General features: G+C 47.4%; 11 protein-coding genes. All 11 read right to left on the bottom strand.

The window, feature by feature from the left end:
• Positions 1-39: 39 nt before the first annotated feature.
• The 11 genes from murD to MHI37_RS13040 all read right to left on the bottom strand — a co-directional run bounded on the left by murD (position 40) and on the right by MHI37_RS13040 (position 14,275).
• Entirely contained in the window at positions 40-1,488 is a 1,449-nt protein-coding gene (gene murD / locus MHI37_RS13090; protein WP_076339898.1) for a UDP-N-acetylmuramoyl-L-alanine--D-glutamate ligase, read from the bottom strand.
• A 78-nt stretch (positions 1,489-1,566) separates the two neighbouring features.
• Positions 1,567-2,523: a phospho-N-acetylmuramoyl-pentapeptide-transferase gene (gene mraY, locus MHI37_RS13085; RefSeq protein WP_076339899.1), complete on the bottom strand. Its 957-nt coding sequence runs from the start codon at positions 2,521-2,523 to the stop codon at positions 1,567-1,569.
• A gap of 4 nt (positions 2,524-2,527) precedes the next feature.
• On the bottom strand, positions 2,528-3,943 hold the full coding sequence (gene murF, locus MHI37_RS13080; RefSeq protein ID WP_076339900.1) for a UDP-N-acetylmuramoyl-tripeptide--D-alanyl-D-alanine ligase: 1,416 nt from the start codon (positions 3,941-3,943) through the stop codon (positions 2,528-2,530).
• On the bottom strand, positions 3,940-5,427 hold the full coding sequence (locus MHI37_RS13075; protein WP_076339901.1) for a UDP-N-acetylmuramoyl-L-alanyl-D-glutamate--2,6-diaminopimelate ligase: 1,488 nt from the start codon (positions 5,425-5,427) through the stop codon (positions 3,940-3,942). The genes murF and MHI37_RS13075 overlap by 4 nt, the downstream gene beginning before the upstream one ends.
• 77 nt (positions 5,428-5,504) lie before the next feature.
• Positions 5,505-7,445: a stage V sporulation protein D gene (locus tag MHI37_RS13070; protein WP_076339902.1), complete on the bottom strand. Its 1,941-nt coding sequence runs from the start codon at positions 7,443-7,445 to the stop codon at positions 5,505-5,507.
• 183 nt (positions 7,446-7,628) lie between these two features.
• Positions 7,629-9,818 carry a penicillin-binding transpeptidase domain-containing protein gene (locus tag MHI37_RS13065; RefSeq protein ID WP_076339903.1) on the bottom strand — a complete coding sequence of 730 codons (2,190 nt, stop codon included), beginning with the start codon at positions 9,816-9,818 and terminating at the stop codon, positions 7,629-7,631.
• A 10-nt stretch (positions 9,819-9,828) separates the two neighbouring features.
• Positions 9,829-10,230, bottom strand: coding sequence for a cell division protein FtsL (gene ftsL / locus MHI37_RS13060; RefSeq protein ID WP_076339904.1), 402 nt, complete (start codon positions 10,228-10,230; stop codon positions 9,829-9,831).
• 14 nt (positions 10,231-10,244) lie between these two features.
• Positions 10,245-11,195 carry a 16S rRNA (cytosine(1402)-N(4))-methyltransferase RsmH gene (gene rsmH / locus MHI37_RS13055; protein ID WP_076339905.1) on the bottom strand — a complete coding sequence of 317 codons (951 nt, stop codon included), beginning with the start codon at positions 11,193-11,195 and terminating at the stop codon, positions 10,245-10,247.
• A gap of 29 nt (positions 11,196-11,224) precedes the next feature.
• On the bottom strand, positions 11,225-11,662 hold the full coding sequence (gene mraZ, locus MHI37_RS13050) for a division/cell wall cluster transcriptional repressor MraZ (RefSeq protein ID WP_076339906.1): 438 nt from the start codon (positions 11,660-11,662) through the stop codon (positions 11,225-11,227).
• A gap of 189 nt (positions 11,663-11,851) precedes the next feature.
• Complete coding sequence (locus tag MHI37_RS13045) at positions 11,852-12,817, bottom strand: DUF4349 domain-containing protein (RefSeq protein ID WP_076335684.1); 966 nt, start codon at positions 12,815-12,817, stop codon at positions 11,852-11,854.
• 192 nt (positions 12,818-13,009) lie between these two features.
• Positions 13,010-14,275 (bottom strand): adenosylhomocysteinase, encoded by a 1,266-nt coding sequence (locus MHI37_RS13040; RefSeq protein WP_076335685.1) that lies wholly within the window; start codon positions 14,273-14,275, stop codon positions 13,010-13,012.
• Positions 14,276-14,296 lie beyond the last annotated feature (21 nt).

Raw genomic sequence — 14,296 nt, 5'->3', positions numbered from 1 at the left:
ACACCTCTTAGCATGGGTAAGTAGGGACATGCCCCCTACTTACAAGGTATGCGCCGAATCTTTAAAAATGCGCCCTCTTTGCTCATACGAGGCAAACATATCCCAGCTCGCACACGCAGGAGACAATAACACGATGTCACCTGACTCTGCCATAGCTGATGCTTGCTTCACTGCCTGCTGGAGGACGGATTCGGCGTCTTCACTAGGTTCGACGATTTCCACCTTGGTTAAACCTGCCAGCTTAGCTACATGAGCAAGCTTCTCGCCAGTTTGACCAAAGGCAACGAGCGCCTTAAGCTTCTCACGGAACAATGGCTCAAGCTCCATATAATCAGATCCGCGATCAAGACCGCCTGCAATAAGTACGATTGGCGCAGTGAAGGATTGAACAGCTGTCGTCGTTGCAACTGCGTTCGTCGCTTTCGAATCATTGTAAAATTGAACCCCGTTTAATTCTCGAACGAACTCCAAGCGATGTTCTACAGCATCAAACCCTCTGAGCGGCTCTATGAGCGCATCTAAGGCTACTCCGGCTGATATACTCGCAGCAATAGCCGCAAGCGCATTAGCGGCATTGTGAACGCCTGGAATCCCTAGTTCAGCTACAGGTAAAATAGTTGTTTCCTCTCCGCCTATCTGACGGAATACGATTTGCCTTTCCACTCCTGCTTGTTCGCTGTCAGCAGCAAGAGCGCCATTTGAATCACGCACATATGGCGGATCGATATATAGCCCCGCCTCCAGCTTCTCATACAACGAGAACGGAAACTGCTGCGCAACGAGCAGTTTAGACAGTGCTCTGCATTCTGGATCATCCCAGTTAATGATAGCTACGTCATCCTCTGTTTGATTATCAAACAGCTTAACTTTCGAATTTACATAGTCATCCATATCGCCGTGATAGTCCAAATGCGTTTCCGCAATGTTGAGCAGCAGCGCGATGCGCGGACGAAACTGGGCTGTCCCTTTCAACTGAAAGCTGCTTAGCTCGGCTATCAGCCACTCATCCGGCGTTGCTTCCATAGCTGCTTCGCAGAGCGGACGTCCGATATTGCCAGCAACTATCGGCTTTAAGCCAGCACTACTTAAAATTTCACCTATCCAGGTTGTTGTCGTCGTTTTGCCATTCGAGCCTGTAATGCCAATGATAGGCGCAGGAGAAAGCCAATATGCTGCTTCTACCTCTGTAATGACTTCAACACCCAGCTCCTCCGCTCTCTGTACAGGCGGCGAGGTATAGGGGATACCGGGATTTTTGATGAGCAGAGCAGTTTCCTCTGTAATTAGATCCTCTGGATGATAGCCGCATAGCACAGAAATGCCCAAAGCAGTCAACTCGTCCGCTTCGGGGCACAATTCACGATCCTTTTGGTCATTAACTACGACTTCCGCGCCGAATTGATGAAAGACCTTAGCCACGCTTACTCCACTTCTTGCCAAGCCTAAGACGACAACTCGGCGGCCTTTGTATGATGACGGATGATTCATTACTGACAGTCCCTTCTATAGATACATGAAACGGCCCCCAAATTAATCGGAAGCCGTTTTCCGTTACATTTGATTTAATTATATTACAAACAGCAGACCGATTGCAGCAAACACTAATCCTACGAGCCAAAATACAGTAACAACCTTCCACTCAGACCAACCGACCAGCTCGAAGTGATGATGAATCGGGCTCATTTTGAAAATTCGCTTGCCTCTCAGCTTGAAGGAGCCTACCTGCAAAATAACAGATAACATCTCGAGTACAAAAACACCGCCAATAATAATGAGCAGCAGCTCTGTTTTTGTCAAAATAGCGACTGCTGCAATCCCGCCGCCTATGCCAAGCGAGCCCATATCTCCCATGAATACTTTAGCAGGATGCGCGTTGAATACGAGGAAGCCGAGCACCGCGCCTACCATCGCAGCCGAGAAAACAGCCGACTCATGCGCAGATGTCTGCAAGGCAACGACGGTGAATGCACCGAAGGCGATTGCACTCGTACCCGCCAGCAAGCCGTCAAGACCATCGGTGAAGTTAACCGAATTGCTTGCTGCAAACATAATGATGACGACTAGCGGGTAATAGAACCATCCTAGATCGAAGCCCCAGCCAGTACCCGGCACTGTAATTTCAGTACTATGATTCATGTTATAAAGCATCGCGCACACAAGGATAGAAAACAGCAGCTGACCGAACAGCTTTTGTCCTGCTGTAAGTCCTAACGATCTTTTGAAAACAATTTTAATATAATCATCTAGGAAGCCTACAAGACCAAAGCCAAGCGACGCTGTTAGCAGCACCCAAAACTCAGGCGTCTTGTCTGAAAACCTCAGAAAGGCGATCATAAGAGCAAACATAATGATGATGCCGCCCATGGTTGGTGTGCCGCTTTTTTTCATGTGGCTTTGCGGGCCTTCCATGCGGATTTGTTGACCGAACTTCAAACGCCTGAGCAGCGGGATGAACAATGGTCCGAGCAGTACAGCTAGCAGGAATGAGGCGCCTATCGAAAATAAAATGACCATCATGTCCATATTCTCACCCCACTTCCAAAGCTTGGACAATCTGTTCCATTCGCATGCCGCGCGAGCCCTTGATCAATACAAGGTCCGCCGCTTCAAGCTGCGATTTCAACCACGTTACCAGCTCATCTTTATCATTGAAGTGATGAATAGGATACTTCTGCCCATCACTCGGAAATTGTGTTTTCGCACCTGCAGCAATTTGCTCCGACAATGCTCCGAACGTAAGCACTGCATCCGCTTTGCTTGGGGAAAGGTATGCCCCAACCTCAAAATGCAGCTTCTGCTCATCCGGCCCCAGCTCCAGCATATCTCCCAGCACGATCCACTTGCGGTTATAGCCATCCAATTGCTCAACGAGATCAATAGCCGCGCGCACTGCTGTAGGATTTGCGTTATATGCATCATTGAGCAGCATTGCCCCATTCCAAGCACGTACGGGCTGAATGCGCATGCCTGTCAGCTTCAATTGGCTTAAGCCCTCAACGATCTTCGCTGCAGGTACGCCGAAGAAACGGCCAATCGCTATAGCTGCAAGTGCATTGCTGACGTTATGCTGACCAGGCACCGGTATGCTTACAGTCCCGAGTCCACTTGGCGTTCCGTTAAACAAAGCTGTAAACGAAGCCGATTCCGATTCAATGCTAATATCGGCTGCGGACCATTCATTTTTTTTCGATAAGCCAAAGGTACGACGAACCATGCCCGCAGGCAGTGTGGACCGTTGAAGCTCTTCTTCAAGCAGAGGCTCATCGCCATTATACAAAAGCAGGCCGTCCTCGCTCAAACCCGTTGCAATTTCAAGCTTTGCTTTGGCAATCCCGGCTCTTGAGCCTAGCTGCAGCATATGGGCGTCGCCAATATTCGTAATGATTGCAGCATCGGGCTGGGCAATTCTCGCAAGGAGTTCAATCTCACCAAAGCCGCTCATGCCCATCTCCAGCACAGCAACCTCAGTATCCTCCTCCAGCTGCAATACCGTCAGGGGCAGGCCAATATGATTATTGAAGTTTCCTTCTGTTTTATGGACTTTATAGGAGGTTCCGAGAATAGCAGCTGCCATGTCCTTCGTTGTCGTTTTGCCATTGCTGCCCGTAATTCCTACCACGCGCACAAAGAGCTCGCTCCGGTATGCAGTAGCCAGCCTCTGAAGCGCAACAAGCGTGTCTCCTACAATAAGCAGCGGCACATGGGCGAGGGACTCCGGAACTTCCTTCCCTTTCTTCCAAAGCGCAGCAACTGCTCCATTTTGGACAGCCTGCTCCAAATATTCATGCCCGTCAAACTGCTCGCCAACGAGCGGAACGAACAACTGGCCCGCAGCAGCTTGCCGCGAGTCAGTCGTCACGCCCGTTATCATAAGCTCTTTCTGAGTTCCATTCCATCTTGCGCCGCTCATCTCGGCTATTTGCTTGATCGTACGTTTAATCAATGTATGATTCCCCTTATCGCTTCTTTCGCTGCTTTTCGATCATCAAATGGATGCTTAACTCCATTTATATCCTGGTAGGTCTCATGACCTTTCCCCGCAATCAATACTACATCGCCCGGGCCTGCCATTTCAACCGCTTTTTGAATAGCGGCTCTACGATCAACAATTAATTCGTATTTTGAGGGATCAATATGATTATGAATAAGTCCTTCCTCAATATCGCTCAAAATACGCTCGGGCGCTTCTGTTCGTGGATTATCCGATGTAATGATAACATAATCCGCATACTTCACTGCAATTTCCCCCATCAGCGGCCGCTTCGAGCGATCGCGGTCGCCTCCACAGCCAAATACGCATAAAATACGCTGCTCAGCTAGCTCCTGAACAGCTCGAAGCACATTTTCCAAGCCGTCTGGCGTATGAGCATAATCTACAATAACCGCAAAATCCTGCCCTTCGTTGACCGCCTCCACTCTGCCTGGAACGCCAGGAATAGCACGGAGACTGTCAGCAATGGCTCCCAGCTCTACACCCTCAAGAAGAATAGCGCTAATGGCGGCAAGTGCATTATACACATTGAACTTTCCTATCATTTGCAAAACAACGTCGGCTTCGCCTCGAAAGGTTTGAACATGAAACGTTGTGCCTTGAGCTGTAATTTTTATGTTTGAAGCACGGATATCCGCTTGCGCTTCAATGCCGTACGTAATGACCTCAGCAGCCGTCAGCTCTGCATATTGTGCTGAAACTGCGTCATCGGCATTTAGCACCGCATAGGAGCGATCAATCTCATTCACCCTATACTCATTTCCCAGCCTTGAAAAAAACAATCCTTTTACAGCAGCATAACGGCTCATCGTCTCATGATAATCCAAGTGATCCTGCGTAAGATTCGTAAATACCGCCGTTCGAAAGCGACAGCCCTTTACCCGTCCTTGCTCCAGCGCGTGCGAGGAAATTTCGATCGCACAATACTGCGAGCCCGCATCACGCATTTCTCCAAGATACCGCTGGAGCTGAAGCGTATGCGGAGTCGTGTTTGTCATCGGAAAAGACATTCCGGCATAACGGCGCTCAATGGTGCCGATTACTCCTGCTGGTGTACGCTGATCATTTAAAATCCGCTCAATCAAATACGTCGTCGTTGTCTTACCGTTGGTGCCCGTGACGCCAATAAGCTTAAGTGTCTGGCTTGGATAGCCATAAAAATGATTAGCAATAACAGCCATCGCAAGCCTGCAATTTCTGACCCTAATTTGCGGAAGCGGTAAGTCCAGAAAATGTTCCACGACAAGTGCGGCAGCACCCGCTTCAGCCGCCTCAGCAGCATACAAATGCCCGTCAACGGTATGCCCTCGCAAGCAGATAAACAATTGACCCTTGCTAACGCTTCTCGAATCCGATTCGATGCCAGTCAATTCCGTTTCCTCATCGCCGTTAAGCCTCGCAGTTACAAGCAGCTCTGCAACTTCCTTTAGACGCATCTGCTCAAACTCCCCCCTTAAGCGCCAGCGGATCAGAAGCCATCCGCTTGCAGCGCCCCCGTTAACTACCATTATAGTCAATGTGAGTGGGATATATTATCGTCATCGCCCAAATAGATCCGAATTGTTGATCCGCGTTCTACCCGGGCTCCGGCTGCAGGAGCTTGGCGTATCACTGTTTTTCCCGAACCGGCAGAGGTTAGGTTGAAATTCATATTCATGTCCTCATAAAGATCTGATATCGTTTTGCCTACCAAATTAGGTACCGTGACGATAGGAGTTTCTCCGTATTTGTATATCCGATCAATCTGCTTCTCACGAGCTGGAATTTCCAAAATGGAAAGGGCATCCTCCATCATATTGCGAACAATCGGAGCAGCTACAACCCCTCCGAATTGTATACCCAGCGGATTGTCCACTGCAACATAAATGACGATCTTCGGGTCATCTGCAGGAGCGAAGGCGATAAAGGAAACAATATGCTCATTCGGCGAATAGCGCCCATTAATGACCTTCTGGGCTGTACCCGTCTTTCCGCCTACACGGTACCCATCGATAAATGCATTGCGCCCCGTCCCTTTCGCAACGACGCTCTCCAGCGCTTCGCGCACCTGCTTGGACGTTTCCTCTGAAATTACTTTACGGACAACTTCCGATTCAACGGTTTCAACGGTTGCTCCAGTTTCCGGGTTTATCCATGCTTTAGCCACATGGGGCTTATACAGCGTGCCTCCATTAATTGCGGCTGAAACAGCTGTTATTTGCTGAATAGGTGTAACGGATACCCCTTGCCCAAACGCGGTTGTAGCAAGCTCGACAGGTCCAACCTGACTGAGCTTGAACAAAATTCCGTTTTCCTCACCGCCAATATCGATTCCTGTTTTTGTACCAAAACCAAATTTTTTGATGTAATCGAACAGCATATCTTTGCCTAGCCGCTGACCTAGCGTTACAAATCCAGGGTTGCAGGAATTTTCAACCACCTCTAGAAACGTTTGGCTTCCATGTCCGCCCTTCTTCCAGCAGCGAAGCTTAGCTCCGCCGACCTCAATTGATCCTGGGTCGAAGAAACGCTCATTGTTCAAATCAACCTTTTTCTCCTCCAAAGCAGCCGCTAAAGTAATAATTTTGAAGGTAGAGCCAGGCTCATAGGTCATCCAAATCGGTAAATTTCGATTATATACCTCGATAGGCACTTCACGGTATTTATCAGGCTCGTAGGTAGGACGGCTCGCCATGCCGAGAATCTCCCCATTGTTCGGGTCCATAGCAATTGCGATAATGCCATCGGGCTGCAAGCTCGTCATCGCTTGATCCAGCTCTCGCTCCATGACCGTCTGGATTTGCTTATCGATCGTAAGCTGCATCGTAAGACCATCCTTAGGCTCAACGTATGTATCTGACGAGTTCGGCATTTGCCTTCCCGCAGCATCCGATAGAAAGGATACGCTGCCGCCAATTCCGCTAAGCTCCGAATTGTATTTTGCCTCAATGCCGGTTAAGCCTTGATTATCGATTCCTGTAAAACCAAGCACATGCGCAGCTAAGCTGCCGTAAGGATAAAAACGCTTGTTGTCCTCAGCTACTACAATACCTGGAAGGGCAAGATCTCGAATTTGCTCTGCTTTGTCGATCGTAATTTTGCGGCCGCCCGGACCTAGCTTGACGATCATTTTTTTTGTTTTGATTTTGTCAAACAGCGATTGCTGGGACATATCAAGCAATGGAGCAAGAGCAGCTGCCGCCGCCTCCTTATCCTTGATTTGCACAGGAATGGCGTATACGGTAGGCGAGCTAACGTTATACGCCAATTGAATGCCATTGCGATCTACTATCTCGCCCCGCTTAGCTACATAAGGGATATCGCGCCGCCAGGAATTTTCCGCTTTATTTGCAAGCTCCTCGCCTTGCCATAGCTGCACGTAGCTAAGTCTCAAAACTAGGGCGAGGAAAGAGATCCCTGCCAATATAAGTACGATAAATAAACGTCGCCTAACGGTTACATTAGATACTTTCATTACTTGTTCCTCCTCCGTTTGACTGTTTCGAAGGAGCGCTCACTGACGCTCATTCCCAAAATATTCGGGACAAGCGGAGGATAGAACAAGCTTTGCATATTAGCTTCTGCTGAAGATCAAGGTGAAACGGCTTTCCTATATTTTCAAAAAAACTTCTCTTAATTATGATTTGTGAATTGAAAACTATTGGTTAGCAGTTTCCTGCTGATCGGCCTCGTCCAGCTCTGACGAACTAGCTTCGCCAAATGGCGGCGCAAGCACGACCTTCAGCACTCTTACATTGTTTAGTGTTTCTTCCTTCTGCGACAGAATGTAGCCTTGTCCCTCCGGAATGAGCCTAATACCAATAAGGGACGTTATTTCAAGAGCATCCCGCAGCGACAGGCCTGTTAAATCAGGGATAGCCAGCTTCTCTCGCTGCTCCGTAATCAAATAAATGCGCTGAGTAGGATGAACTGCTGAGCTGGCAGCTGGAATTTGCTGCAATACCGTTTTTCCGTTTCCAACTAATTCGTAAGTCATTGCTTTCGCATTGAGCTCCGCTTTGGCTTGTGCAACAGAAAGATCAGTCAGATCTGGAACAGTTATCGTAACTTCCTTCAACGCGTTTTCGGAATCTGCTGAATAGTTAGGAGCTACACCCATTTTACGCAAACTTTTAAGGACGATTTGCTTAAATGCCGGAGCAGCAACTTTACCTCCTCCGACCAAGGGGTCATTCGGCTCATCGACAACGATATAAACGACGATTTTGGGATCATCGACAGGTGCGTAACCAATAAAGGATACGACGAACTTTGATGTGGAATAGCTCTTGCCGTCAACCTTCTGGGCTGTACCCGTTTTCCCAGCTACCCGGTAGCCCTCAATGTAAGCATTCTTACCCGTACCCTTATCCATATCGGATACGACCTGCTCCAAATATTCGCCAACCTTCTTTGAGGTTTCCTCCGAAATCACTTGACGAACGAGCTGAGGCTCAAAGGTTTGGGTCGCTTTAGTTAGCGGGTCGGTTATACTCTTCACAATTTGCGGCTTGAGCAGCTTGCCGCCATTTGCAATTGCCGCGACTGCCGCTACCTGCTGAATAGGTGTTACCGATACCCCTTGTCCGAATGTTGCATTGGCAATTTCAAGCGGATATCTAAGGTTGACTACCCCTTTCTGCTCACTGCCCAGCTCAATGCCTGTTTTTGTTCCGAAGCCGAAATTAGATATGTAAGACTGCAGCTTCTCTGATCCTAGCCGTTCATAGCCAAGCTTTACGAACGCAACGTTGCTAGAGTATTTCAAGCCTTCCAAGAAGGTGATCGTTCCCCAGCCTCCTCGTTTAATATCGCGAATGGGTTGTGCGACGCCTTTAATTTTGAATTCACCTGACTTGTACAGCTCATCAGGATCAAATAACCCCTCTTCAACAGCTGCAGCAAGCGTTACGATCTTGAAGGTAGAGCCCGGCTCATACAATGATTTAATCGCATGATTATAAGAGCTTGAATTATTTTTCCAATATTCATTTGGATCGTATTGCGGCATATTCGCCATCGCCAATATTTCCATCGTGTTTGGATCAGCGGCGATAGCCGTCGCGCTTTTGGGCGCATATTGCTTCACGATCTCTTGCAGCGCCTCTTCCACATAATGCTGAATATCGTTATCGATAGTCAACTGGACCTGCTGCCCGTCCGCTGCCGGCTTATATTCCACATCGCCCTCAGCGAGCTGAACTCGCTTGCCATCCTTCTCATACTTGATGTATCCATCCTCACCTCTTAGCTGATCATCGAAGAAAGCTTCAATGCCTGTCATCGCCGCTCCGTCTCGATCTAAAAATCCAACTAATTGCGATGCTAATGTTTTTCTAGGATAATAGCGTTTTAAGTTTTCCGCTAAATCTATACCGACATCATACACTTCCTTTTCTTCTGAGAGCTCTACACGAAACTTTCTAATTTCATCGGCCACAGATTTTTCAATTTGCCAGCCGCCATTTCTCACCTCACGATTTTTAAGATAAGTTCCATCTTCTTTCTTAGCTGTTACAATCCCTCGAAGCTCATCTTTCGATATGCCAAGTATCTCATGTAGGCCATCAATGATGTCTTCTGTGAGGCCATTTTCATTAATCATCTGCGGGTTAACGGATACGTTATACGCAATCGTGTCCATAGCAAGAACATTTCCTGAGCGGTCAGTAATCGTCCCCCGCTTTGCTACTAATTGCTCCGCTGCCGACCATCTGATTTTGGCTAGATCATACCATTTGGCGCCCTCTACTACCTGCACAACATAGATTCTACTAATTAAAATGAGAAAAAGGAGGGTCATTATCCCTCCAAACAGCAGTGTCCGCAATCTGATTCTTTTTTTCATCTTCTGCACCTTATTCATTCATAACCGATTTGATCTCGTTATCACCCGTGTTTACCGTAATTCCACCCTCTATAACGCTAACCATCCCTTGCGACTCCGCAAGCTTGCGAATACGTTCAGGATCACTTAGCATCTCCACCTGCTTCTTTAAATCTTCCATTTCGATGTTCATCGTTTGATATTCATTATTCAGTTTTTTGATATCTATGCTCATATCGTAGATTTGCGCGTAGCGTAAAATAATGACACCAGCGACTACAACGCACATTAGTACTGTAAACATGTACAATAGCTTTTCTTGGACAGGTATCGATTTACGTGTTTTTACCAATCGTTTTGTTTCTTTAATTACGGTTTGCTGATCCTGCTTCCGCTTAGGCTGCAGTGCTAAATTGCCATTTATATACGCCAATTCAAATCCCCCTCTTACAATTTTTCTGCCACTCTAAGCTTTGCCGATCTGGCCCTTGGATTAAGCTCCAGCTCTCTCTCTGAGGGCAGTATTGGCTTGCGGTTAACTAATTTCACCTTGCCAGCATTTCCGCATACACATAACGGGAAATCAGTTGGACATGTACATTTCTCCACAAACTTCACAAACATTTGCTTACAAATACGATCCTCAAGTGAATGAAACGTAATAACAGAAGCTCTGCCTCCAGGCTTCAAGCAACGAATCGTTTGCTCAAGAGCTTCTTCCTCTGCCCCCAGCTCATCGTTTACCGCAATGCGAAGTGCCTGAAAGGAGCGTTTGGCAGGATGACCGCCTGTACGTCTTGTTGCTGCCGGAATGGAAACCTTGATCAGCTCGGCTAGCTCGCCCGTTTTCTCAATCGGGGCCTTATCTCTTGCTTTTACAATATTCCTTGCGATTGAACGAGCAAATTTTTCTTCACCGTAGCGATCCAAAATTCGAGAAATATCACGTTCTTCCCAAGTATTGATAATGTCGTAGGCTGTGAGATCCCCTTCTCGGTCCATACGCATATCAAGCGGTGCATCATGATTATAGCTAAAACCGCGCTCTGCCTCGTCTAGCTGTGGACTGGATACGCCAAGATCAAACAGAATACCATCTACCTGCGGGATGCCATCTTGCATCGGGACATCGCAGCCTCTCAGCTCCTGCTCCAAATCGCGGAAATTGCTTCTTACCAGCGTCACTTTATCCATATAAGGGGCAAGCTTAACACGAGCATTATCCAGCGCCCAGTCATCCTGATCGAATGCGATTAACCGCCCTCCTTCGCCTAGTCGGGATGCGATAAGCTCACTATGGCCCGCTCCCCCAAGCGTACAATCGACGTAGATTCCGTCTGGCTTAATGGCCAAACCGTCAACCGCTTCTTCCAAAAGCACTGTAATATGCTGAAACACGCCTTAGCCCTCCATTCTTGTTGTCCATTCTAAAAGTTGAAATCGAAATCGACGAGCTTCTCAGCAATTTCGTTAAAGGTTTGCTCCGACTGCTCGTAATAGCTGTCCCATGTCTGCTTGCTCCAGATCTCAACGCGACCGGAAACACCAAGCACCATACAATCCTTGTCCAGCTTCGCATATTCGCGAAGATGGCTTGGTATGTTTACCCTTCCCTGTTTATCAAGCTCACATTCGGTAGCTCCCGAAAAGAAAAACCGGGTAAACGCGCGGGCATCTGATTTCATTAAGGGAAGTGATTTTAGCTTTTGCTCCAAAACGCCCCACTCATTCATGGGATATACAAACAAGCAATTATCTAAACCTCGGGTAGCAATAAATGAGGCACCTAGTGATTCACGGAATTTTGCAGGAATAATGATGCGGCCTTTCTCATCAATGCTATGTTGATATTCACCCATAAACATGAGTCTGCCCCACCCCTTCCCCTACTTGCCCCACTTTGCCCCACTTTTCCCCACTAAGATACAATAGTTCGCCACCTAAAATAAAAATCCTGCTCAATGAGCAGGATTTTTGAAAATATTTCATAGTATTAATGATTATTAATGTTTACAACGTCGAAGGCTGTTCATTATCTTGATTTAACCGCTTCGTTAATCTTTCTTTTTTCTTCTTCTCATCAGCCAATACGAAGGAACAGCAATCACGACTAGTACAGCTACAACCGGAACAGCACCTGCCAATACAACGAGCAATAGCTTCAGTGTTTCCCATACAACCTTCGTGCTGCCGCTTATCGCCTCAGACATTCTTCCGCCCAGCTGTTTCTCTCCCACGCTTGTTTTTTCAAGCGTTTGATCCTTTTGGTACATGCGCAGCTCTACTGTTGAGAAAGCAACATTTTTATCTAAATAACGAATGCGGCCTTTAATACGTTCAACTTCCTCCTGCACGCCTGCCAGCTGATCTGAAAACTTCAGTAAATCATCTGCTTTTGTCGCCGTTTCCATCATCGTTAGCAAACGAGTCTCTACCATCTGCTTCGCTTTGAGCCTGGATTCCAAATCCACATATTCCTCAGAAACATCTTTGCCCCCGATATTGCGTTCGAAATCATCATGCTTAATTTGCTCGATTCGATCTATGAATGACATGAAGCCAGCCGCAGGAACCTTAATCGTATAGCTGGAGCCAATCTCTCCTTCATGCCGCGTATCTTGAAATTGCAAAATATATCCGCCGCTCTGATGGATCGCATTGCGCAGCGATGTCGCAGCGTCCTCCAGCTTATCCACCTGCATACTGAGCGTCGCTGTGTAAATAATCTTTTGATTTAATCCGCCCGTATCCGCAGCTGTTTCAGCTGCAAATCCACCGCCTGCTTCATTTACAGCGCTCCCTTCATCAGCATCGGCCTTCTGGTCACTTGGACTGTCGACCATATAAGAAGTACCCGACACTACCGAGCCTTCTTTCTCAGCCATTGATAGCGATTCTGAACTATTGCTTCTCGAAGCAGTATCTGCAGAATCATGATTGGCAGATGAACAGCCTGCCAGCAATCCTAATAAAACGACAATAATAGCCCATGCAGCGAACGCTCTTTTTTGTTTATACACGGTCATTCCCCCTCATCTATTTACCTCTAGACGCAGGCTGGGAATAAAAGGTTACAAGGTGAAACGGCTGTTGCCGTCCTTTGGCGGCGCCAGTCGTTTCATTCTGAGAAATATAGAGAAAGGATGGCGGAATGATATACTTTCCTATATTTCAAAAAAAAGCCGTGATTGCTCACGGCTTCCTCGTAAAAATTATTCAGCTTCTTTCCAGCTGTCCAAATAGTTAATTTGCTCATCTGTAAGCTTATCGATGCCAAAGCCTAAGGACTCAAGCTTAAACCTCGCTACCTGCTCATCAAGCTCATAAGGTACGTCGACAACCTTACTGCCAATCGTTTTATATTGCTCATTCACATAACGCAGCGCAACCGCTTGAAGCGCGAAGGTCATATCCATAATTTCTGCTGGATGCCCGTCTCCTGCGGCAAGGTTGACCAGTCGTCCCTCAGCCAGTAAATAAATGCTGCGTCCGTCCTTCAGCTTATACTCCTCAATATTGCGACGAACTGTCCGCACGCTTGATGACAAGGCAGCAAGCTCCGGTTTATTCGCTTCAACATCAAAGTGTCCAGCGTTGGAAATGACCGCTCCGTTTCTCATCACTTCATAATGCTCCCCGCGAATAACATCACGGTTGCCTGTTACGGTTACGAAAAACTCACCCACCTTAGCAGCTTCAATCATTGGCATAACGGCAAACCCGTCCATATACGCCTCAACAGCTTTAATTGCATCAATTTCAGTAACGACTACATTCGCTCCAAGCCCCTTTGCCCGCATGGCAACGCCCTTACCGCACCAGCCATAGCCGACAACGACAACCGTCTTGCCAGCAACCATCAGATTAGTCGTCCGGATAATCCCGTCCCATACGGATTGGCCCGTTCCGTACCGGTTATCGAATAGATGCTTGCAATAAGCATCATTAACGGCAACCATTGGGAATTTCAAGGAACCGTCCTTCTCCATCGCTTTTAGTCTAATAATGCCTGTTGTTGTTTCTTCCGCACCGCCGCGCAGGTTTTCAGCTAGCTCTGGATGCTCCGAATTCAAAATGGTGGCAAGATCGCCTCCATCATCAATAATAAGATCCGGCTTCCATTCTAGCGCCTTGACATTTAGTGCTTTGAACTCTTCCGCGCTCGGATTGTATTTAGCAAATACAGTTATGCCGTCTTCCACCAAAGCAGCACATACATCGTCCTGCGTAGATAGTGGATTGCTTCCTGTAATCGTCACTTCTGCGCCGCCTGCTTTGACTACTTTAGCTAAATAAGCGGTTTTTGCCTCCAAATGAAGCGCAATCGTAACCTTCAAGCCTTTAAAAGGCTGATCCTTCTCAAATTGCTCACGAATCGTATTCAATACCGGCATATGTGCTGCAACCCAATCAATCTTCAGATGACCATCTGGCGCTAACGACATATCGGCAACGATGCTATTATTTGCGATGCTCATAACAAAAAACCTCCAGTAATT

Source organism: Paenibacillus sp. FSL H8-0548 (genome assembly GCF_038630985.1).
In the GTDB taxonomy this organism is placed as follows: Bacteria; Bacillota; Bacilli; order Paenibacillales; family Paenibacillaceae; genus Pristimantibacillus.
This window is presented reverse-complemented; position numbering and strand designations above follow the sequence as displayed.

Excerpts from the sequence above, each read along its gene's own strand:
- murD (WP_076339898.1), bottom strand. The coding sequence starts at position 1,488 with ATGAATCATCCGTCATCATACAAAGGCCGCCGAGTTGTCGTCTTAGGC.
- mraY (WP_076339899.1), bottom strand. The coding sequence starts at position 2,523 with ATGGACATGATGGTCATTTTATTTTCGATAGGCGCCTCATTCCTGCTA.
- MHI37_RS13075 (WP_076339901.1), bottom strand. The coding sequence starts at position 5,427 with ATGCGTCTAAAGGAAGTTGCAGAGCTGCTTGTAACTGCGAGGCTTAAC.
- MHI37_RS13070 (WP_076339902.1), bottom strand. The coding sequence starts at position 7,445 with ATGAAAGTATCTAATGTAACCGTTAGGCGACGTTTATTTATCGTACTT.
- MHI37_RS13065 (WP_076339903.1), bottom strand. The coding sequence starts at position 9,818 with ATGAAAAAAAGAATCAGATTGCGGACACTGCTGTTTGGAGGGATAATG.
- mraZ (WP_076339906.1), bottom strand. The coding sequence starts at position 11,662 with ATGTTTATGGGTGAATATCAACATAGCATTGATGAGAAAGGCCGCATC.
- MHI37_RS13040 (WP_076335685.1), bottom strand. The coding sequence starts at position 14,275 with ATGAGCATCGCAAATAATAGCATCGTTGCCGATATGTCGTTAGCGCCA.